Consider the following 23,538-nt stretch of genomic DNA (forward strand, 5'->3'; position numbering starts at 1 on the left):
GGTGATAGGAGTGCCATTCCGTGCAGGCACTCTTAATCAAGGACGCTCCCATGCCCCAGACCGTGATTTCGATCTCCACAAGCGGCCAAGGGCTCTACGAATTCACCGACGCGGCGCAGGACTTTTTGCGCCGCGCGCAGGTGGGCGAGGGGCTGCTCACCGTGTTCGTGCGCCACACGTCCTGCTCCCTGATCATCCAGGAAAATGCGGATCCGGATGTCCGCCGCGACCTGAAGACCTTCTTCTCCCGTCTGGTGCCGCCGACCACCGATCCCGGCATGCGCTGGGTTACCCACACGACCGAAGGCCCCGACGATATGCCGGCGCATATCAAGGCGGCGCTGACCGCCGTCTCGCTCGGCATTCCGGTCCGGGACGGACGGTTGGTGCTCGGCACGTGGCAGGGCATCTACCTTTTCGAACATCGCGACCACCCGCATGTCCGCCAGGTCGTGCTGCACCTTTCTCCATGATCTTTTGGCTCTGAGCGAGACATGAATGCCGGCTGAATGGCAAGTTAGGATCTTGTTCAGACCCGCTGGGCTAGGGTCGCGCCAATCGCTCAAAAGGCGAGAGGAACAACCATTGGGCCGCAGAACCTGGCCCGGATTTCGGAGAATATCCCATGACCAGCATGATCGTTAAAGCCGGTGCGGCCGCCCTCATCGCACTTGCCGGCCTTTCCGCAACGGCCCCGACGGCTGCTGCCGCCGGCCCGGAATTCGCCATTCAGGTCCAGTATCGTGACCGTGACCGCGATTGGCGTCCGGATCGCGGCGGTGATCGTGACTGGCGTCCGGATCGCGGCCCCCGCGGCTGCGCTCCCTGGCTGGCAGAAGAAAAGGCAAGCCGGATGGGTCTGCGCCGCGCCCGCGTCGTGGATGCCGGCCGCCGTGTCGTGATCGTTGCCGGTTTCGGCCGCCGCGGCCCGGACCGCATCGCCTTCGCCAACGAGCGCGGCTGCCCCGTCATTCGCCGCTAGTCTTCATCCCAAACAGCCCTTCCGTCTCCATCGCCCGTTGACGGAGGACAAGCGCCCCCACCAGGTCTGACGATCTGGTGGGGGCGTTCTTTTGTCTTATTGCGGGCGAGGAAGGGCCGGGTGCCATTGGGGAGGGCGCCCGGCTTTGTTGAACAATCCGTACTTATTGCTCGAGGGCAAAGGTGACGTTGACGGTCACCGTATAGGTGTTCTCGCCACCGGCGACCGGAACCGCTTCGGCGGCCATGTCCTTGGCCATCGCCATGCGCATCATCTGCTGCGGCGCGGGGCGCATGGAGTTCTCGCTGATTTCCAGGATCCGGCCGAGCTTGACGCCGGCCGCTTCCGTCAGCGTCCTTGCCTTGGCGAGCGCTTCGGCGACCGCCTTTTTCCGCGCCTCGGTCATCACGTCGTCGGGCTTGTCGTTGGTGAAGGTGATCTGGCCGCCCTGGTTGACGCCGAGCTTCACCGAACGGTCGATGAGACCGCCGAGTTTCTGAAGATCGCGGACCTTGAGGGTGAGCGTGTTGGACACTTCATAGCCGATGACCTGCGGCGGGTCGATGACGCCGCCCTTCGGCTCGGGATGGCGATATTGCGGATAGATCGAGAAATTGCTGGTCTGAACATCGCGATCGGCAATGCCGTCGCTCTTCACGGCCGCAAGCACCTCCCTCATGGCGGCGCTGCTGGCCGAAAGTGCCGCTTCCGCGGTCTGGCCGTTGCGCACCACCGAGAGCGTCACGACCGCCATATCGGGCGGCACGGAGGCCTGGCCCTCGCCGAGCACATTGATGACCGGCTCGCGGGGGCGGATATCCTGGGCCAAGACCTGACCCGCGGACGAGACGGCGGCCGCACCGGCAAATGCGGCTGCCAGGACGAGACGTGACGACGAAAGCGCAACGCGCATGGATGTTCTCTCCGATCTGTCGGGGCGGAGGAAACCTGTTCCCGGATCCGCCCGTCATGTTCCGTCTGCCGCGCGAACCCGCCGAAACGGGAATCGGCTCGGCCTGTTCGCGCCAGACGAGCCTACCTGCCGGTTGATTGTGAAGCTATTGCGGCAACGGCTTGTAGCATCTCGTGAATTGCGTTAGAGCGAACCTCGATGTGACGGCGAACCATTGCGCCCCACTTCTGCCGGATCGGCGGGCCTGTAGCTCAATGGTTAGAGCCGGCGGCTCATAACCGCTTGGTTGGGGGTTCGAGTCCCTCCGGGCCCACCATTTCCGGTGTTTGCTATTGATTTGGCAGTGTTTTTAGGATCGCTCCCCTTCCAATATTCACGGTGACGCGAGTTCGTTCTCAAGCTGTTCCCAATACAATACGCGGTGCCTGAATGCCGAGACGTGCTCAGTCAGCCTTTTCGTATACCTCGGCCCTCTTGGAACTCGGTCGGTCGAACTGACTGATCGGCGCGTTCCCCGTGGCGCTGCCGTTTGCAACGATCGTCGCTGGCGATTTTTGCAGGCCGCGAGTATTTTTAATCCCGGCTTCCGCCAAGTCTTCCAGAAACAGTTCCATGCCGCTTCTCTCCAGGTGTTGAAGCCATGGGGACTGGATTTTGGTGACATCATTCGCCGGACTGAAGGTTGCCAGCGTGCCGCCAAGGGTGGTCCTCTTGCAAAGACGGCGTCGCTGGAGTATTCAGAATTCAATATTTCAAGGATTGTATGAATGTTGAATCAGCAGCAGGCTCTGGGAGCCTTTGGCGCTCTCTCGCAAGAAACGCGACTGCACATTGTCCGGATGCTGGTTGTCGCCGGACCCGAGGGCATGGCCGCAGGTTCGATTGCCGAGCGGGCAGGGGTGTCGCCGTCCAATATTTCGTTTCATCTCAAGGAACTCGAACATTCGGGCCTCGTCCTCCAGCAGCGTGAATCCCGCTCGATCATCTACAGGGCGAATATCGAGGTCCTCGGCGATTTGGTGCGCTTTCTGATGGAGGACTGCTGTGGCGGTCATCCGGAAATTTGCGCCCCCGCGGCAGAGGTTGCCGCCTGCTGCGCTCCCGCTGCGGCGAAGGCATGACCGCTCGAAGTCGCCGCTGCCGGCGCCCTCGGCGGTCGGTCCGGGGCATCTGAAGCGGAAAATAGAAACAGGCCAATCGGAACAACGTTACCAGGGACAATTGTCATGTCTGATCGCACTTACAACGTCCTCTTCCTCTGCACCGGGAACTCCGCCCGCTCCATCATCGCCGAGGCCATCCTGAACAGGGTCGGCCAGGGCAGGTTCAAGGCCTATTCGGCCGGCTCCCAGCCCAAAGGCGAGGTCCACCCTTACGCGCTCCAGCTCCTGAAGACCCTGAACCACGATACCAGCTTCGCCCGCTCGAAGAACTGGGAGGAGTTCGCGGCTCCGGGCGCTCCGCAGATGGATTTCGTGTTTACCGTCTGCGACAACGCCGCAAACGAGGCATGCCCGGTCTGGCCGGGACAGCCGATGACGGCCCACTGGGGCGTTCCCGATCCCGCCGCCGCCGAGGGGACCGAAGCCGAAAAGCACTTCGCTTTCGACGACACGTACAGGATGCTCAACAACCGCCTCTCCATCTTCACCAGTCTGCCGATGGCAAGCCTCGACAAGCTGGCACTCCAGAAACGACTGGACGAGATCGGCCACAATTCCCAGAAGGCCGAATGAGCATGGCTGTCGATCTTGGACGCCGTCTGGTCGCGGAGGCCCTCGGCACCGCAATCCTCGTCGCAACCGTCGTCGGTTCGGGCATCATGGCGGATCGCCTGACCGACGACATCGCCATGTCCCTGCTGGGCAATACGATACCGACTGGAGCGATCCTGTTCGTGCTGATCACGATCCTCGGTCCGATCTCTGGAGCGCACTTCAATCCCGTCGTGACGATGGTTTTCGCCGTGCGTGGCGAATTCAAGGTCGCTCTGGTCACACCTTACATTCTGGCACAGATAGCGGGCGGCGTTTCCGGAACCATGGTCGCGCATGCGATGTTCGACCTTTCGCTCCTCCAAATGTCCGGGACGATCCGTACGGGATCGGCTCAATGGATCGCGGAAGCGGTCGCGACTTTCGGTTTGCTGCTTACCATTCTCGGCGGCTTGCGCTTCAAGGGCGACGCGATCCCTCTGCTGGTGGGTCTTTACATAACGGCAGCCTACTGGTTCACCGCATCCACATCCTTCGCCAATCCCGCGGTCGCCATTGCACGGAGCATCAGCGATACTTTCTCCGGCATTCGGCCTATCGATCTGCCGGGTTTCGTCATTGCCCAGATCCTCGGAGCGCTCGCCGCCGCCGCTCTGGCCGGATGGCTATTTGCCGAGCACCGCAAAGAAGTTCCCTCTATTATTGCTCAAGGAGCCGACTGATCATGGACGTCACCATCTATCACAACCCCGCCTGCGGGACCTCCCGAAACACTCTGGAGCTGATCCAGCACGCCGGCATCGAGCCGACGGTGATCGAGTATCTGAAAACCCCGCCGACCCGCGAGCAACTTGTCCGGATGATCGCAGACGCCGGATTGACCGTGCGCCAGGCGATCCGTGAAAAGGGCACACCCTACATGGAACTCGGGCTCGACAATCCGGAACTGACCGACGAGGAGCTTCTCGACGCGATGCTGAAGGACCCGATCCTGATCAACCGGCCGTTCGTCGTAACGCCATTGGGTACGCGCCTGTCGAGGCCGTCCGAGTTGGTCCTGGATATCCTGCCCGCGGACGCGTTCAAGGGACCTTTCACAAAGGAAGACGGCGAGCGCGTCCTCGACGATGAAGGAAAGCGTATTGCCTGAAGCTTTTCCTGCAGCGGCAAGCTCAAATCGGCTCGACATATTTCGATGATTGTGGAAATAGCCTTGACCCGTCCGGCTTTCGCCGCTATCTTATTTCCATGAACATCGAAAAAGCGGCATCTCAGCTCGAAGCGCTCGGCAACGTCACCCGCCTGCAGATTTACCGCGCTCTGGTGCGGGCGGGCGAGGAGGGCCTTCCCGTCGGCCGCCTTCAGGAGAAGCTGGATATCCCCGGATCGACGCTGTCGCATCATCTGAAGCGACTGGTTGAGACGGGGCTGGTCGTCCAGGACCGCCAGGCGACGACGCTTATCTGCACGGCGAACTACAACCACATGAATGCCCTGATCGGCTACCTCGTCGACGAGTGCTGCGCTGACCAGGGATGCGACGGGCCAAGGACCAGGGTCGTCGCCTGACCGCATTTTTTTACACGTAAATTTCGAAATTTCCGGAAATACCGTTGGAGATCAAAATGAAGTCAAGTGACATGTTCCCCGTTGCGGTTGTCGGAGCAGGTCCGGTTGGGCTGGCGGCGGCGGCAAAGCTGCTTGAAGCCGGCATGACGCCGGTCATTTTCGAGAGGGGAAATTCTGTCGGGACCACGCTTCTCGAGTGGGGCCACATCCGGGTGTTCTCGCCATGGAAGTACAATATCGATGACGCCGCCCGGCGACTGCTGGAGAGCAACGGCTGGGCCGCTCCTTCACCGGACTACCTGCCGACCGGACGCGAGATCGTCGACGGCTACCTGCTGCCTCTGTCGCGCGTTCCGGCCATCGAGCAGGCGATAAAGCTCGGCGCGGCCGTCACGGCCGTCGCCCGCCTGGGTCTGGACAAGGTTTCCTCCGGGGGGCGCTTGGACGCGCCTTTCGTGATCCGGTACCGGGACGGGAACGGGGAGCATGAGGTTGTCGCGCGAGCAGTGATCGACGCCTCCGGCACATGGACGCAACCGAACCCAATGGGTGTAAACGGTATTCTAGTCCTTGGCGAGAGCGCAGGCGGACCGGTTTCCTACGGCATACCGGACGTTACCGGGGGCAGGCGCCCGGACTTCGTGGGCAAGCGTACACTCGTGGTGGGAAGCGGCCATTCGGCGATCAATGTCGCCCTTGCGTTGCTTGAGCTTCAGCAGGCCAACCCGTCGACCGAAATCCACTGGGCGCTTCGCAATCACGGCGTCGCCAAGCTGCTGGGCGGCGGTTTGAACGACCAGTTGCCAGAGCGGGGCGCTCTCGGTCTTGCGGCGAAGAAGGCTATGGACGCGGGAAAGCTCAAGATGCTTACCTCCTTTTCGGCAAGCCGGATCGCCAGGAGAAATGACAAGGTCGTCGTGACCGCGACGACCGATGGGGAGGCGATCGAACTGGAATTGGATCAGGTCGTCGTCGCCACCGGGTTCCGACCTGACTTCTCGTTCCTGAGGGAGCTGCGGTTGAGTATCGATCCGGCCGTCGAGGCGCCGCCGGCACTGGCTCCTCTCATCGACCCGAACCTTCATTCCTGTGGCACCGTCCCGCCGCATGGGGTCGATGAACTGTCGCATCCGGAGAAGGACTTCTACATCGTGGGATCGAAGTCTTACGGCCGGGCGCCGACCTTCCTGATGCGGACCGGTTACGAGCAGGTGCGATCCGTCGTCGCGGAACTCGCTGGCGATCATGCCGCCGCGCGACGGGTCGAACTGGTGCTTCCCGAAACAGGCGTCTGCGCCGCTACTCCCCTGATCTCGACGTCTTCGGGATGTTGCGGCGGTCCGGCCCCTGCTACGGTAGACGCATGTTGTGTCGCTGACGCCGAAGCCAAATCTGAAGGCAGGACTGGCTGCGGCTGCGGCCAGACAAGGGTCGAAACCGAGCACGCATGATGCATAACGAACAGAAGTTGCCGCTCTGGGCCTTGATTGGCCTTGGAGCCTCGCAGAACATCGGCTACGGCACCCTCTATTATGCCTTCAGTATTCTGGTTCCGGAGATCGCCCGCGACGTCGGGCGATCGGAACAGTGGGTGTTTGGAGCGTTTTCGATCGCACTGCTGGCCGGCAGCCTCGCCGCTCCGCTTTCGGGAACCCTTGCCGACCGGATTGGCGCGGGGCGCCTGATGGCCGTGGGGTCGCTGCTGGCTGCCGCCTGCCTGGTGGTGATGTCCGTGTCGTCGGGGCCGCTGACCTTTGCCGTTTCGCTGGCGTTGACGGAAGTGGTTTCCGCTGCGGTTCTCTACGCGACTGCTTTCACCGCCATCGTCCAAGCGGGAGGAAAGAAGGCCCAGACCTCGATCGTTCACCTGACACTGATGGCCGGGTTCGCGTCGTCGATGTTCTGGCCCCTGACTTCCTGGATGCACGGCTTCCTGTCGTGGCGTGAAATCTACCTGGTCTTCGCGGCCATGAACCTGGCCGTCTGCTTTCCTGTCCACCTCGCCCTGGCGCGTCTGACGACCAGCGCCGTCTCAGCGTCCAAAGCGACACTTCCGACGGCCGCCCCGGTTCGCGCAGTCGCAAACAGGAACCTGCTGTTCTTCCTGATGCTGTTTGGCTTCGCCATCGAAGGTTATGCATTGTCCGCCATCCTCGTTCACATGGTCCCGCTGACGCAGGCACTGGGTATGGGAGCCGCGGGCCTCGTTGTCGCCTCTCTGTTCGGCCCTTCGCAAGTGGCCAGTCGCCTGATCAACCTGGTCTTCGGCCGCGAGTTGCCGCAGAGATGGCTGGCGGTGATTGCCACGGCGTTGATCCCGTCCGGTCTGGCGATCCTCATGTTGACGACGCCGTCCGTCCCCGGGGCCATCCTGTTCGCCGTCTGCTTCGGACTTGGTTCCGGATTGACAAGCATCGTGAGCGGTACCCTGCCGCTGGAGTTGTTCGGCAAAGCCGGTTACGGCAGCCGCATGGGCTGCGTGACGTCGGCCAAGCAGATGATGTCCGCCGTCGCTCCGCTCGCAATGTCGATCTTGCTCGCGGGGATCGGCGTCGTGCCGTCGATCTGGTGGACGGTGGTGATCGGGGCAATTGCGGCCTTAGCATTTATGGGAATTGCCATGACAATTCAGCTGGGCGCGCGCGCATCTGTTCCGGAAGCTTCAAGTCGATGATTGCCAGCCCAGCGCCAAGGAGCGGGAATTTCGGTTAGATGCGTACCGTTTTACCCGGAACAAAGGCTTACGTCGTGCGTTCCGGCCCAATGTCTGGCTGACGGCCGATGGCGCGATGGGTGCTTGCCGAATGGATGATGACCGCTTGACCGGCGCCGGCTGGCCAATCCGATCAGGACGAGACATCGGCCGGGACGGCATTTCGAGCAGTGATCGGCCGGCAATCCGGACAACCACCTTCATTCCTCTTCTCCTTCCGCTTCTGGCGTCGTGTTCCGGCGTCCAGTCGGCGCTCGATCCGGCTGGCCGCGAGGCGAGCGATGTCGCCAAGCTATTTTTCGTCATGCTGATCGGCGGGGTGGTCATCTGGGCGGGTGTCGTCGGCCTGCTGTTCCACGCGGCCCGCAAGCGTAGACCCTATTCGGAAAGGGGGGCGGGGCAGCTCATCCTCTGGGGCGGGGCCGTTTTTCCGACGGTAATCCTCGCAGCCCTGCTTTCCTATGCCGTCTGGCTGATGCCCAATATCCGGCCCTGGTTCGGTGAGGATGTGGGGTTAAGGCGGGTCGAGGTGACGGGCGAGCAGTTCTGGTGGCGGGTGCGCTATCTCGACGAACGCGGCGCGGTCGCTTTCGAAACGGCAAACGAGGTGCGCGTACCAATCGGGGAGCGCGTCGTCTTTTTGCTGAATTCGCCCGACGTCATCCATTCCTTCTGGATACCGGTGCTTGGCGGCAAGATGGACATGATACCCGGTCGCGAAAACCGCCTGACGCTGCAGGCGGAAAAGCCCGGTACCTATCGGGGCGTCTGCGCCGAATTCTGCGGTGCCAGTCACGCGCTGATGGCCTTCACCGTCCATGCAATGGAACCGGAGGCGTACGAGGCCTGGTTCGTTGCGCGTCGCAACGCGTCCGGCGGACAGGATCAGGAGGGGTTGGCGCTCTTCCTTCGCCACGGTTGCGGCGCCTGCCATGCCATTTCGGGCACGGAGGCGAGGGGGACGATCGGTCCCGATCTGACCGCCTTCGGAGAGCGCGGTTCCGTGGGAGCGGGCGCGCTTCCGAATGGAGACGAGCATGTCGCCCGCTTCATACGCGATCCCGGCCAGGTCAAGCCGGAGGCGCGCATGCCGCACTTCTCCATGCTGGAGGAGGCGGAGATCGAGCGGATCGCTGCCTACCTGAAAGGGCTCAGATGACCAAGGAGCTCGGCAATTTTTCGCCGGAAGAGCGGGCGGCGCAGGAGGAACGGCTGCGCAAGGTATGGGAGACGCCGAAAGGCATCCGCTACTGGACGTCTGTCAACAACAGCGAGATCGGGCTGTGGTATGGCGTCACCGCCTTTGCCTTCATGCTGTTCGCCGGCCTGCTCGGTCTCCTGATGCGCCTGCAACTGGCGGTGCCGCGGAACGACTTCATCTCCGCGGAACTGTTCAACCAGGCCTTCACGCTGCATGGCACGGTGATGATGTTCCTGTTCGCGGTGCCGATCTTCGAAGCCGTTGCGATCTTCCTGCTGCCGTCGATGCTGGGTGCCCGGGAGCTGCCGTTCCCGCGGCTGTCCGCCTTCGGCTTCTGGAGTTTCCTCATCGGCGGTGTCTTCGTCTGCGGGTCGATCTTCTTCAACGCCGCGCCGAACGCGGGCTGGTTCATGTATCCGCCGCTTGCGACCGACGACGAATATGCCGGCATCGGTGCGGATATCTGGCTGCTCGGCCTGTCCTTCATCGAGGTGGCGTCGATCGCCGCCGCCGTCGAGATCATCGTGGGTATCATGAAGTGCCGGGCTCCCGGCATGCGGATCAACCTGATGCCGATGTTCGCCTGGTACCTGCTGATCGTCGCCGGCATGATCCTGTTCGCCTTTCCGCCGCTGATTGCCGGTGACATCCTGTTCGAGATGGAGCGGATGTTCGACTGGCCGTTCTTCGACGCGACGCGCGGCGGCGATCCGCGGCTTTGGCAGCACCTTTTCTGGATCTTCGGCCACCCGGAAGTCTACATCATCTTCCTGCCCGCCATCGCGCTGATGGCGATGATCGTGCCGACCTTTTCGCAGCGGCCGATCGTCGGTTATTCCTGGATCGTGCTCGCCGCCGTCGGCACGGGGTTCCTGAGCTTCGGGCTCTGGGTGCACCACATGTTCGCGACCGGCCTGCCGCAGATCTCGCTCGCCTTCTTTTCGGCGGCGTCGGAGGCGGTGGCGATCCCGACAGGGGTGCAGATCTTCGTGTTCATCGCCACCATGCTCGCCGGCCGGGTGATCTTTTCGGTACCGATGCTGTTCGGTGCGGGCGGGCTGATCATCTTCGTGATCGGCGGACTGACGGGGGTGATGGTGGCGCTCGTCCCGTTCGACTGGCAGGCGCATGATACCTATTTCGTCGTCGCCCACCTTCACTATGTGCTGATCGGCGGCATGCTGTTTCCGGTCGTCGCGGGCATCTATTACTACTTTCCGTTCGTGACGGGTAAGAAGCTCAGCGATGCCTGGGGCAGGACCGCTTTCTGGCTGATGTTTGCCGGTTTCAACGTCGCCTTCTTCCCCATGCATTTCTCCGGCCTGCGGGGGATGCCGCGACGGGTCTTCACCTATCCGGAAGATATCGGCTGGGACTGGTTCAACCTCATCTCGACCATCGGTGCCTTCGTGTTCGCCGCCGGTGTCGCGACCTTCGTCATCGACATTTTTCGGCCGAAACAACAGCCGGCAGGGCGCGATCTCAACCCCTGGAATTCCGGGACGCTCGAATGGACCAACGATCCGGCGGAAAGCTGGGGCATGCGCTCGGTACCGATCATCACCAGCCGCTATCCGCTCTGGGACCAGCCGAACCTGCAAGCGGATATCGAGGCCGGGCGCTTCTATCTGCCGGACGCCAAATCCGGCAAGCGCGAGACGCTGGTCACCTCCGTTCTGGATGCGAAGCCGATCCAGTGCCTGCGGGTCGGCGGCGTTTCCTACGTGACGATCATCGCGGCCATCGCGCTCGGCGGCGTGTTCATCGCGCTGACCTTCAAATTGTGGATCACCACGATCGTCTTCGCGATCATCACCTTCATCGCCATCGTCCACTGGCTCTGGAATGGAACCGCACCGATCCCGGAGGTGCCGGAGATCGATGTCGGGCTAGGCGAGACGCTGCCGGTCTATGTCTCCGGCCCGGCTTCCGTCGGATGGTGGGCGATGTTCATCACCATGGTCGGTGATGGCACGGCGTTCGCGAGCCTGATCTTCGGCTATTTCTTCTACTGGACCATCCATGACGACTTCACCACGATCGCCAATGGACCCGGCGTCCTCTGGCCGATGGCGGCGCTTTTGCTCTACGTCATCGCCTGGGCGCTGACGCTGCTGGCGCGCGAACTCAACGAGAAGGGACCAACCGGTGTGCGGTTGGCGCTCACGGGGGCATTCGCCGTGTCGATCGCTGCCTCGTTTGCAGGTCTTGCCGGTCCCTATCTACATGGCATGGACCCGACCTCACATGTCTATCCGGCCATCGTCTGGATCGTCGTTATCTGGACGGTGACGCATGGCGTGGTCGGCGCGATCATGCAGGGCTATTGTCTCGCGCGCAGCATCGCCGGCCGGATGACTGCCGAATACGACCAGGATATCCGCAACGTCACGCTCTACTGGCATTTCATGGCCTTAACCGCCGTCGTCACCTTCGCGGTCCTCGGCCTGTTTCCCTTGGTAAGCACATGAAGAGCTTCATTCCGCGGGAGGTTGAGACCCTCTGGACCCTGTTCACCGCCCCGACCGTCTGGGCGCTGCATTTCGTCGTCTGTTACGCGACGGTGGCGGTCTTCTGCGCCAAGGGGCTCTCCTCCGAAATATCGTTCGATACGGTGCGGATCGGGCTCGGCGTCGTAACGGTGCTGGCGCTGGCGATGATCGTGCTGTCGGCCTGGCTTGCATGGCGGCAATGGGGTTTCGGCTCCGACGATCCGCCGCACGACGAGGCGACCCGCAATGCCCGCACGCTCTTCCAGGGGTTCGCGACGCTGCTGTTGTCGGGCTTGAGTTTCGTCGCCGTCCTCTACATGGCGATCCCGATGATCTTCATTGCGGAATGCCAGTCATGAGGAAGGCTGCGCTGGTTAGCGGGCTGATTGTGTTGTTTGCCCTCTGGGTCCTCTTGCTGCCGCTTGCCGACCGGTCGTCCTTCTCGGTGCACATGATCGCCCATATGGGCGTCGTGGCGGGTGCGGCGCCGCTGATCGCGATCGGCTTGTCGGGGACCCGATTCGACTTTTCTGCAGGCCGGCGCTGGCTGACTCCGCTCACCGCTTCGCTCATGGAACTCTTCGCGGTCTGGATCTGGCACATTCCTGTCCTGCGCGCGCTATCGGAGGCGTCACCGTTCCTGGCGGCGTTTGAACAGGCGGTTTTCCTCGCTGCAGGTCTCGCTCTTTGGCTCTCCTGCCTCGGCGGAGCGGCGAAGGGTCGCGAGGAGCGGCGGCTTGCCGGCACGTTCGGCCTGCTCTTTACCTCCATGCACATGACGCTGCTCGGCGCACTTTTGGCGCTTTCGCCGCGTCCGCTCTACGGCGATGGCGAAGTCAGTTGCCTCGGTGTGACCTTGTCCGCCGCGGTGGACCAGCAGGCTGGCGGCGTTGTGATGCTTTTGGTGGGCGCCGCAGTCTATCTGGCCGGTGGCGTGGCGCTTTTGGCCCGCACGCTGAACGCGCCGCTGCCGGATCGGTGAGTCGGCGGCGTCCGTCGTCGTGCGTGGAAAAGAAGAGGAAAAGAGCCGCCGTGGTGGATATCGCCATGTGCATGATGCCGATCGGTGCGATCTCCCCAGTTATCTGGCACGGCGCGGGCCCTCCGGCCGAAGTTGGCGTTGCAACTTTCGGGCTCTGCCTTATTTGATGGAGCGTGAACAACAGATATCGGAGTGTCAGTTGAATCAAGCCCGGCCAGCGCTCCTCCTCGTCACTGCGTCGCTGATCCCGCTCATCATTCTCGCCGCCGTGATGGGCAGGTTCTTCATTCAGGAACAGCAGAACGCGCTCGACGCCGACATCCGCAGCAAAGCGACCATCATGGCCGCCACGCTTCAGCGAGAGCTTAAAAGCCAGATTCAGCTTCTGTCCGTCGTTGCGGATTCGCCCCGGCTCGACCCGCCGATTCCCCGTTCCGCCTTCGCCGAGATCGCTCGGCGCCTGCGCGAGCGGGTGCCTGAATGGGAGCAGATCCGGATTTCGGACGAGAAGGGGGAGGTCGTGCTCTCCTCACCGGCACTCGAGGGGGCGGCTGAGAAACAGGTCGTGGACATCGAGAGCCATCGGACCGTGGTTCGCACGGGCGCTGCCGTGATCGGCAACGTTTCCATCGGGCCTCGCGGGCAGGCGGCCTTCGCCGTGAGGGTTCCGATCCAGAGGAACGACAAGCTGCGAGCCATCCTGTCGGTCGTCATCCGCCCGACGATCGTCACAAACCTTCTCTACGCCAATGGGCTCCCGGAAACTTGGGCGGCCTGGATCGTCGACGGTCAGGATCGCCTTGTGGCCTCGACCGGAGCTCCTGCTCTTGCCGGCAATGCGGCAAGCGAGTTCGCAAGCTTTTCCGGAACGGATTTCGGTCTGGCGACGCTCAAAAACGGATTGGAGGTACGGGTTGCCCAAGTTGCGCTTGGGGAAACCCCGTGGCGGGTGAGGGTAGGCCTGCCGGTTGCAGAATACGATAGGCTTGCACGCAAGGCGACATTGCTGCTCGTGGCCGCCAGCTGCTTCACGCTGCTGCTCTCAGGGTCGGCCGCATTTCTCTTCCACCGGGAAATTCGCGCCAGGAACCGCGAACGCGAAAGCATGGCCAATTGGCAGCGCATGGATGCGCTCGGAAAGCTGACGGGCCAGGCAGCGCATGATTTCAACAACCTCCTCATGGTGTTTCAGTCGGGCGTCGAGGGCATCAAGAGGAAGCGGAACGACGAGCAGCGGGTGACGCAGCTCCTGTCGCACATGAGCGAGGGAGTGACGAGGGGGAAGGCGATCACGCAACGGCTGCTGTCGTTTTCGAGGCGCTCCAATCAGGGCGCCGGACATGTCGAACTGGATCTCAAACTCACCGAATTGAGACCTCTGCTCCGGCAGGCCATCGATGACACGATCGTCATGGACATCAACGTGCCGGACGATATCTGGCCGGTTCATGTCGACCCCGCAGGGCTGGAAAACGCGCTGATCAATTTCCTTACCAATGCGCGAGAGGCTATGGGCGGTGGTGGTCAAGTGAGGATTTCGGCAAGAAATGTCCTCGATGGCGCTGCGGAAGATCCGACCCTTCAAGGGCAGTTTGTTGCCCTGACGATCGCGGATACCGGAACTGGCGTCGCATCCGAGCATCTGGGGCGGGTGTTCGAGCCGTTTTTCTCCACAAAGAAGAATGGCGGCCCGGGCCTTGGGCTGACGCAGGTCCACAGTTTCGCCAAGGGCAGCGGCGGTGCTGTGAAGGTCGCGAGCGTGGCCGGTCATGGCAGCGCCTTCACGCTGCTTCTTCCCCGGTCAAACGAACAGCGCGTTGCGCGTGAGCCCGCAAGGCCGGCGGTAAATCTTCCGGCGCGGCTTCTGGTCGTGGACGACACCCCATCGTCTCTGGAGTCGGTGCGCCTGGCCCTGGAAGGACTTGTCTCGACGATCTTCGTGGCGACCGGCGGCAGCGAGGCAATTGAGGTCTTGGAGCGTCATCCCGAAATCGAGGCGGTGATCAGCGACATCATGATGCCGGGAATGTCCGGTATCGAGCTTGCCGAGGAGATACGCCGGAAGAACTCGCGCCTGCCGGTCGTTCTGATGACCGGCTACAGCGACAAGCTGGAGGCCGGCACCGAGGTCGGGTGTCCGGTTGTGGCGAAGCCGTTCAAGATCGAAGACCTGGCTGCCTCGCTGGAGGCGGCGAAGATGTCGACTGAGACATCAACAAACGTCGTACGCCTGGAGATCCCGGCGAAAAGCTGATCGGCGCAACGGCGCTCCAGCCTACCCGACCAAGCTCAGCGGCTTATGGACCTGCGGCGGAACGGGAACTTCCAGAAGTCCGGTCAGGTATCGCCCGTAGGCGCTCTTCCCATATTGCTTGGCGAGGCATTCGAGCTGGTCGGCGTCGATAAAGTTCTGGCGATAGGCAATCTCCTCGGGGCAGGAAATCTTGACGCCTTGCCGGCGTTCGAGCGTCGATACGAATTCGGATGCTTCAAGGAGGCTGTCGGGCGTGCCTGTGTCGAGCCAGGCATAACCGCGCCCCATCATCTCGACATGGAGCATTCCGCGATCGAGATAAGCCCGGTTGACATCGGTGATCTCCAGTTCGCCTCTGGCGGACGGCTTCAGGTTGGCCGCAATGTCGATGACGTCCTTGTCATAGAAATAGAGGCCGGTGACGGCCCAGCTGGAGCGGGGGTGCGCCGGCTTCTCCTCGATCGAAGCTGCCTTCATCTGCTTGTCGAACTCGACCACGCCGTAACGCTGCGGGTCGTTGACGTGGTAAGCGAAGACCGTGGCGCCGCTGTCGCGCGCCATGGCGCTTTTGAAGAGGTCGGTTATGCCATGGCCGAAGAAGATGTTGTCGCCGAGGACCAGACAGGACGAATTGGAGCCGATGAAATCGGCGCCGATAATATAGGCCTGCGCCAGACCGTCAGGAGAGGGCTGTTCCGCATAGGATAACGAGAGGCCCCATTTGGAACCGTCGCCCAGCAACTGTTGGAAATTCGGCATGTCCTTTGGCGTCGATATGATCAGGATATCGCGGATCCCCGCGAGCATCAGCGTCGACAGCGGATAATAGATCATCGGCTTGTCATAGATCGGCATGAGCTGTTTCGACAGCACCTGCGTCATCGGATGTAGCCGCGTGCCGCTGCCGCCTGCGAGAATAATCCCCTTCATCAACTCACCTCCCGTATTTTCTGTTTTCAAGGTCAAGCGGCTGCAGGAGGCGCCTGACGACATCTCCCGCCGAGCCCCGCCAATCCGGCATGACGATGCCGTGGCGCCTGTACAATTTTGAGCAGTCCAGTTGTGAATTGGCCGGCCGTCGAGCCGGTGTCGGATAGGCGCTGGTGGGGATGCGGACGACCCTTGCCGAAGGCCCGCCATTCGCGCCCGAAATCCTGAAGATCTCGTCTGCGAAATCCGCCCAAGTCGCCGCGCCCGTTCCTGCCATATGAAAGACGCCGCGCAAGGCGGGATTGTTCGAAGCCAGCAGGTTTTGCCCGACCACCATGACGGCTTCGGCGATATCGAGTGCCGAAGTCGGGTTGCCGATCTGATCGTCGACGACTTGCACCTCTTCCCTTGTCTCAGCGGCCTTCAGCATCGTACGCAGGAAGTTCCGGCTGAACGGGCTGTAGACCCAGGCGGTGCGAAGGATCGCATGATTGTCGGTTGCCGCAGCGACGTTCCGCTCGCCCACCAGTTTGTCGCGGCCATAGACGCCCAGCGGCGCGACCGGATCGGATTCGACATAGGGAGAGGCCTTGCTGCCGTCGAAGACATAGTCCGTGGACAGATGAACGATCGGGACACGCAGCGTTTTCGCTACCCGCGCCAGTTCCGCCGGGCCTGCGGCGTTGACGGCAAACGCCGTCGCCCTCTCAATTTCGGCCTGATCGACACCCGTGAAGGCAGCCGCGGAGACGATCAGGTCGGGACGGGCGGCCTCGACCGTCGCCGCGATGGTCTCCGGCCTGGCCAGATCGAGATCGGGGCGGCCGAGCGGAATAATCTCGACCTCGCCTTGCCCGGTCGCGGTTTCGATGAGTGATCGGACGACCTGTCCATTCAGCCCGGTTACCACGTATCGCCTGGGTTCGCGCATCATCCGGCCCCGGCCTTGAGGAGCCCGAGGCGGCTACCGTCATACCCTTTTCGGAGCGGCGCCCACCACCATTCATTGTCGAGATACCAGCGCACCGTCTTTTCGATCCCGGTCTCGAAGCTTTCCCTTGCCCTCCAGCCCAGTTCGGTTTCCAGCTTGGTCGCGTCGATCGCATAACGCACATCATGCCCGGGCCGGTCGGCCACGAACTGGATCAGGTTTTCGTGGGGGCGTCCGACTGCCTGCAGATCGTCAAGGATCGCGCAGATCCGCTTCACGACATCGATATTGCTGCGCTCGTTCCGGCCCCCGACATTGTAGGTTTCTCCAACCCTGCCTCGTTCGGCGATGAGATCCAGCGCCCGGGCGTGATCCTCCACATAAAGCCAGTCGCGGATGTTGGTCCCGTTTCCATAAACCGGCAGGGGCTTGCCCTCCAGCGCGTTCAGGATGATCAGCGGGATGAGTTTTTCGGGGAAATGGTAAGGCCCGTAGTTGTTCGAGCAGTTGGAGACGATGACCGGCATGCCGTAGGTTCGTGCCCATGCCTTGGCGAGATGGTCCGATGCTGCCTTCGATGCCGAATAGGGCGAGCTTGGATCGTAGGGTGTTGTTTCCGAGAACGCCCCCTCCGCTCCGAGGGAGCCGTAGACCTCGTCGGTCGAGACATGCAGGAAGCGGAAGCGGATTCGGTCCTGGGGAAGAAGTGTCTGCCAATATGCGCGCGCGCATTCGAGCATGGTGAAAGAGCCGAGTATGTTGGTTTCAACGAATTGCCGTGCGCCGAGGATGGAGCGGTCGACATGGCTTTCGGCAGCCAGATGCATCACCCGGTCCGGTCTGAACGTCGACATCGCGGAGGCAATCGCCGCGGCATCGCATATATCGATCTTGAGAAACCGGTAAGACGGCCTGCCCTCAACCGACCTGAGCGAGCTCAACGTGCCGGCATAGGTCAGTTTGTCGATATTCAGGACGTCGTATCCCTTTTCGAGCACGAGATGGCGGACGACCGCCGATCCGATGAAACCTGCCCCACCCGTAACAAGCACGCGCATGCTTTCGACTACCCCCAAAGTTCTCGTCACCGGCTCCGACTGAGTCTGCCGAATTCATCGTTGACGGCGTAGATAAAGTTGGATTGAAGTTCGGAGAGCTTGGGCTGGTCCCGATCCTTCTCCGACAGGATTGCCTTGTCTGCCGCGACTGGCCATTCGATCCCAATCTCCGGATCATTCCAAAGCAGGCCGCGTTCGTGTTCGGCGCTGTAATAGTCAGTCACTTTGTAGGTGATCACCGTATCCTCCGTCAGCGTGCAAAACCCATGTGCGAAACCTGGCGGCAGCCAAAGCTGGAGGGCATTTTCGGCCGATAGTTCCACCGCGACGAACTTCCCGTATGTCGGCGATCCGATACGGATATCAACCGCCACATCCAGGAACGCGCCGCTCGAACACGACACGAGTTTACCTTGTGAGCAAGGTTGGATCTGAAAGTGCAGACCACGAACCGTTCCCGCCTCTGCCGAGTAAGACCGGTTGTCCTGGACAAACGTGAAAGAACCTACTTCTGATTCAAAGAGGTTTTTTCGAAACGTTTCCATGAAATAGCCTCGAGGATCGCCGAATTTCTTCGACGTTAAAAGAAGTACATCTTCAATGATCGTACTCTCGAAGCGCACAAATTCCTCATAATCCTGAATTTCCGGCTGTTTGGTTATAAAGCCATACCGATATTCTGAGCGCAATTCGGATGCGGCTCATCAGATGGGCGATGGGGTCGTCAATTAGCGGTAGGCCGAGGGCTATGCCCGGTTCTCCCGGCTACCCGGACGATTGCAGTTCTCATCAGCACAACGAGGTTCGCGGCCGGTACGCGGCTTGGCCGGGTGTGGCGGAACAGTGCGGGGAAATAGGTACAGCCGCAAATCATGGCGCGGCGCCAAGGCAACGGTAAACAGGTGGCCCGCGGATTTACGGTTGGCCGGTTCCGGCACCAATGACTGATAGAATGGGCCACAAACAAGTGGCTGGGGCGCCTGGATTCGAACCAGGGATGACGGTACCAAAAACCGTTGCCTTACCGCTTGGCGACGCCCCACCATGATGGCGGCGATGGCGCCGCTCACGGAATGCGAGTTGCTCTAGCAAAGCTTCATTCGCCGGGCAATCACAGAGCGGTCGTTTTTTGTTAAATCTCGAACTTTCATCCGGCTTTGGAAATTTGCTCGAGGGCATGCGCCGCCGATCGGCGTCCCCGAGTGCCGGCCTTCACTTTTCGCAGAGCCTGCGCTCGCCGCGAAAAGGTTGATAGGTGCAGTCGGAGGCCCGGAAAGACCGGTAGCTGCGGGAGCAGGCCGTGATGTTGCAGGAGGGCGCGGTCCCCGGCTTGCCTGCCGCCAGCCCCTTTTCCAGATCGAAATCAGGAGCGGGCTCGGCCATCGCCGCGCGGATGAAATCCCGCCAGATCCGGGCCGGAAGCGAACCGCCCGTCACGCCTTTCATCGGCGTGTCGTCGTCATTGCCGACCCAGACGCCGACGACCAGTGGCTCGGTGAAGCCGACAAACCAGGCATCGCGATTGTTCTGGCTGGTGCCTGTCTTGCCGGCGGCGAACGTGCCGGGATCTGCGTCGCGGCCGGTGCCGCGTTCGACGACGAGCTGCAGCAGCCCAAGGAGGTCGGACTGGTAGGGCGACAGATCGATCGAAGGCGCGGTCTTTTCGCCCACCCTGAAGGCCTGGGACTGGCCCGCCGCCTGGAAATCGATAATCCCCCAAGGCTCGACCGGTGCCTTCCCCAGACGAACCGATGCATAGGCACTGGTGAGATCGAGCAGATTGACCTCCGAAGTGCCGAGCGCGAGGGATGGGCTCGGCGCGAGCGGCGTGTCGATGCCGAGTTCCTTGGCGGCCGCGGCGACGTTGTCGAGCCCGACGTCCTGTGCCAGTGCGACTGTTGCGGCATTCAACGAACGGGCGAAAGCTTCCGCCAATGTCACCCAGCCACGGTAGCCGCCGCCGGAGTTTTCGGGCGACCAGCCGTCAATCTCGATAGGGGCGTCGAGGACACGGTCGAAAAGCGTCAGTCCTTTTTTCAGGGCGGCGTAATAGACGAACAGCTTGAACGTGGAGCCGGGCTGCCGCATCGCCGTGACCGCGCGGTTGAACTGGCTCGTCTTGTAGTCATGTCCGCCCACCATGGCGACGACCGCGCCTTCGGGGGTCATCGCCACCAGCGCCGCCTGGCTTGCGCCGAGCGTCTTTCCGTCTTCGTCCAGAGCCTGCGTAACAACCCTTTCGGCAATGCGCTGCAGACGGGGCACGAGCGTTGTGCGGACCGTCGTCGATCCCGGCGAGGTGCCGGCGATCTCGCTTGCCTGCGGCGATATCCAATCGGCAAACCAGCTTCCCGAGCGGGGCGTCGGTGTTGTCGGGCGAAGTTTGCCGAACTCTCCCTTGGCGGCCGCGGCTTCCTCGGGCGTCAGCTTGCCATTGGCGACCATTGCGGCGAGCACCGTCGCCGTTCGCTGACGGGCACCTTCGAAATTGGCGATCGGGTTCAGCTGGCTCGGTGCCTTCAGGAGACCGGCGAGCATTGCAGACTCCGAGACGTCGAGGTCTCCGATGTCCTTGTTGAAGTATATCCGCGCGGCGGCCGGCATTCCGGTGGCACCCGAGCCGAGGTAAGCCGCGTTCAGATACCGGGTGAGGATTTCCTGCTTGCCGAGCTTCCATTCGAGCCAGAATGCAATGACCACCTCCTGGATCTTCCGCTTCAGCGTTCGGTCGCTTTCCAGATACTGCACCTTGATCAATTGCTGCGTGATCGTGCTTCCGCCCTGGGCGACCGAGCCCGCCTGAAAATTCCGGATCAGCGCCCGCCCGATACCCTGGGGATCGATACCGTAGTGGCTCATGAACCGCCTGTCCTCGATCGACAGGACGGCCTCGATGAGGGACTGCGGAAACTGGCCGTAAGCGGCATACGGTCCCTGATAGGGACCCTGCCGGACAAGCGGGGCGCCATCCGCCGTTTCCAGCACGATGACCGGCTTCAACGTGCCCGCGGCAATCTCCCGCCAGGGCACGTCCTTCAGCGCCCATGTCAGAACGCCAGCCAGCATGAGGACGCAGCCGAAGGATGCGAGTGCGGCAACGTTTATCCAAGACCACCGCCCGGAGGGCCGGTTCTGTCTTGAAAAGTGCCGCCAGGGCCGCCAGGCTTGTATCTGCAATAGAGCTTTACCGCGGAAGGCTGAAAAGCGCTCCGCCGCCGCTGTGGATGTCGGATTTGGTTCTTGCTCTTTCGGTCTTGCGAATTTCTCCCGAAGAGCGGCTGTGGCGTTCCTTATCCGCAGCGAGCCTGATTGCCACGACGTTCCAAGATCATGGCGGAGCGCGACCAGCAATTCCCGGATCGCCCGTCCGCTTTGCCCGAAAGCCGGAGCAGCGTTGTCAGCCGCTTTCGGTTCGTCTGGCGGTTTGCCCGAATGCGTACGCTCGTCGCGACGACCGTCCGTTTCCGGCGCACCTTCTGGTACGGCCTCTCTGTCAGCCACGCGCGCAGGCTCGCTGGGGGCATGTTCATCCGGGTTCTTGGATCTGTCCTCAGGGCTGGTCATTCACTGCGTGGCTGTTGGATTATGAAAAGGGAACTAGTGCATGTTAGCGCAAAAGGAAGATGCTGTGGTGCCAGTCGGTGATCACAAGCGTCGATGCTCTACTTCTAATGATGTAAGTCAGGTCAAATAGATAGGCGGCGGAAGCCGTGGCACACTCCGGTCTGCAAGGTTTGGCCTGCAGGGGGAGGGAATGCATGAAAAAACGGGTGAAAAGCGATCCGAACTGGCCGGAGCCGGTGGTCGTGGCGGTCGGGCGGCGGTCTCCTGAGATTATTCGAACGCCCGCAGAGGCCTTGATCTATCTCACCAACAAGTGGCCGGCGGCGCGCAACGAACGCTACAGAGCGGCGACCGAGGTCTGCTCCGCCGCGCTGCGAAGACAGATAGACGCGGCGGCTGCACGCGAGACATTTCTGTCCGCCGCGCTCGAAGCGGGAATGCTCCAATAAGTCTGCTCGATTCCTCGACGAAGACATGTGAAAGGTGAGCGCCCCGTAGCGGGGAGTATCCGTTCGGAATCGAGTTCAGCAGCGAGGCTTTCCGCGAGACTTCGCGCCGGAGCAGCATGCCGAAGACGTTGCGTGGCTCGTCGAGGTCCGCGAAGAGCTCCCCGTCATTCACCCCTTGTCGTTCATCGATTCACGGAGCGCCTCGTTGATGCGATCCTGCCAGCCGGGGCCATCCTCCTGGAAATAGGCGAGCACGTCGCTGTCGAGCTTCAGGGACACAAGTTCCTTCACATTCGGCGGCGCTCGCCGTTCGACCGCGGGAGCCGGGGCCGATTTCTTGGCCGGCGCAAACAGAGCCTCTGCGGCATCGAGCGGATTGACGGGCCGGCGCGGGGGACGTGTCATGATCATCTCCGTAGAAAGGGAAGGGGGCCGTCGCAGTTCCGGCCTGCAGACGCGGGTCCCGTCCCGCACTATCAGCAAGCATGGCGAAATAGCAATCGCCGAGCGGGGAACGAGCCGACGAGTGCTCGATCCCCGCCGAATAAGTCTGGAAGCTGGCGAAGATCTATGCAGGTATCCTGGCGGCGGCTTCGTTGCCGCCGCTCGCGTTGCGGTCACATCTCGTCATCGTTCAAAACCAGTACAGGCTTTTCATGATCCAGGACTTCTCTTCCATCATCCAGCGTTTCGGTGTCGGCAGCCGCGGAAGCTCGGCTGTCGTGCATCAAGGCACCGGTTATTTCGCGGTGACGCCCCAGTCGCCCTATGACGGGGATTTGAGCGTCGCCGAACAGACCCGGCAGCTGCTCGCCAAGGCCGAAGCGCGTCTTGCCGAAATCGGCAGCGCCAAGCAGGGCCTGATCTTCTGCGCCATCATGCTTGCCGACATGGACGGTTATACCGAAATGAACGAGGTCTGGGATGCCTGGGTTTCGGGCATGGCGCCGCCCGCCCGCGCCTGTTTCCAAGCGCGGCTCGCCAATCCCAACCTCAAGGTGGAGATGATCATGGTGTGCGCTGCGGCATCGACCGAGGCATAGTCGCAGTATCAATGCGCGTTGTGCATGGGTGACGTGAGGTATTGTTGCTTTTCCGGGCAGTTCCGGACGCCTATATCACAGTCATCGAACGACGCTGGAGCCAAGAACGGTTGCTGACGTCAGACAGTCTCAGGAAAGGGACCCGATCATGAACGTAGCACGCTCTTTCAACAACTGGCGCAAGTATCGTCAGACCGTCACCGAACTCGGCCGCATGACCAGCCGCGAGCTGCAGGACCTCGGAATCGACCGCGCCGACATCCGCAATGTCGCCCGGGCAGCCATCGGTCGCTGACCGCACTATCTCCGACGGAATTTACGTGACGCCCGCCATTGCCGCGGGCGTTTTCGTGTCGAAGGCCTGCGGCGGCTCGGATCTCTTAGGGATTTCTGTTCCGGTATGCATTTTACGTATAGCTGCACTGCAACATAGTGGGTATCAATCGAGCCGGATGGCTGTATAGTCATACTTATCGAAGCGATGCACCTCCTCCCGCAGAGCTTCGTGTTATCAGGCGGCCCACTCCTCCTCCCAGGGACGTCTGTAGGAATAGCGGCACTCCTCCTCCCAGCCGCTGTTCGGTTCTTTTCGGAAAGCCTGCCGCACCTCCTCCCGCGGCAGGCTTTTTCGTTTTGGGGCCTCGGTAGTTTTCCAGAATTCAGAATTCCGCGTGTTTGACGGTACCAGCTTGCGCAGGTTCCGCCGACATTGATTCCTGCCTGAAAATTGATTCCTGCCTGA

Annotated in this window: 25 protein-coding genes and 2 tRNA genes; 18 read left to right on the forward strand and 9 right to left on the reverse strand. The window is 61.8% G+C overall.

Annotated features, from left to right (window positions below):
* Positions 1-50 precede the first annotated feature (50 nt).
* Positions 51-473, forward strand: a complete 423-nt coding sequence (locus ACZ9EJ_RS05235; RefSeq protein ID WP_046630983.1) for a secondary thiamine-phosphate synthase enzyme YjbQ — start codon at positions 51-53, stop codon at positions 471-473.
* Positions 474-625: 152 nt separating this feature from the next.
* Positions 626-982, forward strand: coding sequence for a hypothetical protein (locus tag ACZ9EJ_RS05240; RefSeq protein WP_046630981.1), 357 nt, complete (start codon positions 626-628; stop codon positions 980-982).
* Between the two features lie 163 nt (positions 983-1,145).
* Here ACZ9EJ_RS05240 and ACZ9EJ_RS05245 read toward each other — a convergent pair whose 3' ends face one another.
* Positions 1,146-1,895 (reverse strand): SIMPL domain-containing protein, encoded by a 750-nt coding sequence (locus ACZ9EJ_RS05245; RefSeq protein WP_046639046.1) that lies wholly within the window; start codon positions 1,893-1,895, stop codon positions 1,146-1,148.
* A gap of 240 nt (positions 1,896-2,135) precedes the next feature.
* On the opposite strand from ACZ9EJ_RS05245, the gene ACZ9EJ_RS05250 reads away from it, so the two are divergent.
* Positions 2,136-2,211: transfer RNA gene (locus ACZ9EJ_RS05250), tRNA-Ile, on the forward strand.
* Between the two features lie 127 nt (positions 2,212-2,338).
* Here ACZ9EJ_RS05250 and ACZ9EJ_RS05255 read toward each other — a convergent pair.
* Positions 2,339-2,509 (reverse strand): hypothetical protein, encoded by a 171-nt coding sequence (locus tag ACZ9EJ_RS05255; RefSeq protein WP_251089939.1) that lies wholly within the window; start codon positions 2,507-2,509, stop codon positions 2,339-2,341.
* Between the two features lie 156 nt (positions 2,510-2,665).
* On the opposite strand from ACZ9EJ_RS05255, the gene ACZ9EJ_RS05260 reads away from it, so the two are divergent.
* From ACZ9EJ_RS05260 to ACZ9EJ_RS05315, 12 genes are all read left to right on the forward strand, one after another.
* On the forward strand, positions 2,666-3,016 hold the full coding sequence (locus ACZ9EJ_RS05260) for an ArsR/SmtB family transcription factor (protein WP_046626651.1): 351 nt from the start codon (positions 2,666-2,668) through the stop codon (positions 3,014-3,016).
* A 105-nt stretch (positions 3,017-3,121) separates the two neighbouring features.
* Positions 3,122-3,631 carry an arsenate reductase ArsC gene (locus ACZ9EJ_RS05265; RefSeq protein ID WP_046639047.1) on the forward strand — a complete coding sequence of 170 codons (510 nt, stop codon included), beginning with the start codon at positions 3,122-3,124 and terminating at the stop codon, positions 3,629-3,631.
* 2 nt (positions 3,632-3,633) lie between these two features.
* Positions 3,634-4,332: an aquaporin gene (locus ACZ9EJ_RS05270; protein WP_251089940.1), complete on the forward strand. Its 699-nt coding sequence runs from the start codon at positions 3,634-3,636 to the stop codon at positions 4,330-4,332.
* A 2-nt stretch (positions 4,333-4,334) separates the two neighbouring features.
* A complete protein-coding gene (arsC, locus tag ACZ9EJ_RS05275; RefSeq protein WP_046639049.1) occupies positions 4,335-4,760 on the forward strand; it encodes an arsenate reductase (glutaredoxin) in 426 nt (141 codons plus the stop codon).
* Positions 4,761-4,858: 98 nt separating this feature from the next.
* Positions 4,859-5,179 carry an ArsR/SmtB family transcription factor gene (locus tag ACZ9EJ_RS05280; protein WP_046639050.1) on the forward strand — a complete coding sequence of 107 codons (321 nt, stop codon included), beginning with the start codon at positions 4,859-4,861 and terminating at the stop codon, positions 5,177-5,179.
* Positions 5,180-5,235: 56 nt separating this feature from the next.
* A complete protein-coding gene (locus tag ACZ9EJ_RS05285; protein WP_046639308.1) occupies positions 5,236-6,630 on the forward strand; it encodes an NAD(P)-binding domain-containing protein in 1,395 nt (464 codons plus the stop codon).
* On the forward strand, positions 6,627-7,853 hold the full coding sequence (arsK, locus tag ACZ9EJ_RS05290; protein ID WP_046639051.1) for an arsenite efflux MFS transporter ArsK: 1,227 nt from the start codon (positions 6,627-6,629) through the stop codon (positions 7,851-7,853). Before ACZ9EJ_RS05285 ends, arsK begins: the two co-directional genes overlap by 4 nt.
* Positions 7,854-7,983: 130 nt before the next feature.
* On the forward strand, positions 7,984-9,051 hold the full coding sequence (gene coxB, locus ACZ9EJ_RS05295) for a cytochrome c oxidase subunit II (RefSeq protein ID WP_080955650.1): 1,068 nt from the start codon (positions 7,984-7,986) through the stop codon (positions 9,049-9,051).
* Entirely contained in the window at positions 9,048-11,564 is a 2,517-nt protein-coding gene (gene ctaD, locus ACZ9EJ_RS05300; RefSeq protein WP_046639052.1) for a cytochrome c oxidase subunit I, read from the forward strand. The genes coxB and ctaD overlap by 4 nt, the downstream gene beginning before the upstream one ends.
* Positions 11,561-11,944, forward strand: a complete 384-nt coding sequence (locus ACZ9EJ_RS05305; protein WP_046625550.1) for a hypothetical protein — start codon at positions 11,561-11,563, stop codon at positions 11,942-11,944. Before ctaD ends, ACZ9EJ_RS05305 begins: the two co-directional genes overlap by 4 nt.
* A complete protein-coding gene (locus tag ACZ9EJ_RS05310) occupies positions 11,941-12,567 on the forward strand; it encodes a cytochrome c oxidase assembly protein (protein WP_046639053.1) in 627 nt (208 codons plus the stop codon). Before ACZ9EJ_RS05305 ends, ACZ9EJ_RS05310 begins: the two co-directional genes overlap by 4 nt.
* Before the next feature lie 199 nt (positions 12,568-12,766).
* Positions 12,767-14,821, forward strand: a complete 2,055-nt coding sequence (locus ACZ9EJ_RS05315) for a response regulator (protein WP_046639054.1) — start codon at positions 12,767-12,769, stop codon at positions 14,819-14,821.
* Between the two features lie 21 nt (positions 14,822-14,842).
* Here the strand turns inward: ACZ9EJ_RS05315 and rfbA are convergent, their stop codons facing one another.
* The 6 genes from rfbA to ACZ9EJ_RS05345 all read right to left on the reverse strand — a co-directional run bounded on the left by rfbA (position 14,843) and on the right by ACZ9EJ_RS05345 (position 20,806).
* The gene (rfbA, locus tag ACZ9EJ_RS05320) at positions 14,843-15,751 is read right to left on the reverse strand and encodes a glucose-1-phosphate thymidylyltransferase RfbA (RefSeq protein ID WP_046625556.1); all 909 of its coding nucleotides are present in this window, start codon (positions 15,749-15,751) and stop codon (positions 14,843-14,845) included.
* Between the two features lie 4 nt (positions 15,752-15,755).
* Positions 15,756-16,685: a dTDP-4-dehydrorhamnose reductase gene (gene rfbD, locus ACZ9EJ_RS05325; RefSeq protein WP_046639055.1), complete on the reverse strand. Its 930-nt coding sequence runs from the start codon at positions 16,683-16,685 to the stop codon at positions 15,756-15,758.
* Positions 16,682-17,740: a dTDP-glucose 4,6-dehydratase gene (rfbB, locus tag ACZ9EJ_RS05330; protein WP_046639056.1), complete on the reverse strand. Its 1,059-nt coding sequence runs from the start codon at positions 17,738-17,740 to the stop codon at positions 16,682-16,684. The genes rfbD and rfbB overlap by 4 nt, the downstream gene beginning before the upstream one ends.
* 26 nt (positions 17,741-17,766) lie before the next feature.
* On the reverse strand, positions 17,767-18,363 hold the full coding sequence (rfbC, locus tag ACZ9EJ_RS05335; protein ID WP_046639057.1) for a dTDP-4-dehydrorhamnose 3,5-epimerase: 597 nt from the start codon (positions 18,361-18,363) through the stop codon (positions 17,767-17,769).
* Positions 18,364-18,708: 345 nt separating this feature from the next.
* Positions 18,709-18,782, reverse strand: a tRNA-Gln gene (locus tag ACZ9EJ_RS05340).
* 170 nt (positions 18,783-18,952) lie between these two features.
* Positions 18,953-20,806: a PBP1A family penicillin-binding protein gene (locus ACZ9EJ_RS05345; RefSeq protein WP_046639058.1), complete on the reverse strand. Its 1,854-nt coding sequence runs from the start codon at positions 20,804-20,806 to the stop codon at positions 18,953-18,955.
* A gap of 692 nt (positions 20,807-21,498) precedes the next feature.
* Between ACZ9EJ_RS05345 and ACZ9EJ_RS05350 the strand changes: the two genes are divergently transcribed.
* The gene (locus ACZ9EJ_RS05350; protein ID WP_052753938.1) at positions 21,499-21,753 is read left to right on the forward strand and encodes a DUF982 domain-containing protein; all 255 of its coding nucleotides are present in this window, start codon (positions 21,499-21,501) and stop codon (positions 21,751-21,753) included.
* A gap of 168 nt (positions 21,754-21,921) precedes the next feature.
* Here the strand turns inward: ACZ9EJ_RS05350 and ACZ9EJ_RS05355 are convergent, their stop codons facing one another.
* Positions 21,922-22,158 (reverse strand): BrnA antitoxin family protein, encoded by a 237-nt coding sequence (locus ACZ9EJ_RS05355; protein WP_046625567.1) that lies wholly within the window; start codon positions 22,156-22,158, stop codon positions 21,922-21,924.
* A gap of 251 nt (positions 22,159-22,409) precedes the next feature.
* On the opposite strand from ACZ9EJ_RS05355, the gene ACZ9EJ_RS05360 reads away from it, so the two are divergent.
* On the forward strand, positions 22,410-22,796 hold the full coding sequence (locus tag ACZ9EJ_RS05360) for a RidA family protein (RefSeq protein WP_046639059.1): 387 nt from the start codon (positions 22,410-22,412) through the stop codon (positions 22,794-22,796).
* A 148-nt stretch (positions 22,797-22,944) separates the two neighbouring features.
* Positions 22,945-23,091, forward strand: coding sequence for a DUF1127 domain-containing protein (locus tag ACZ9EJ_RS05365; RefSeq protein WP_007759327.1), 147 nt, complete (start codon positions 22,945-22,947; stop codon positions 23,089-23,091).
* The last annotated feature ends 447 nt before the right edge of the window (positions 23,092-23,538 follow it).

It is taken from the genome of Neorhizobium sp. USDA 3394 (genome assembly GCF_056280385.1).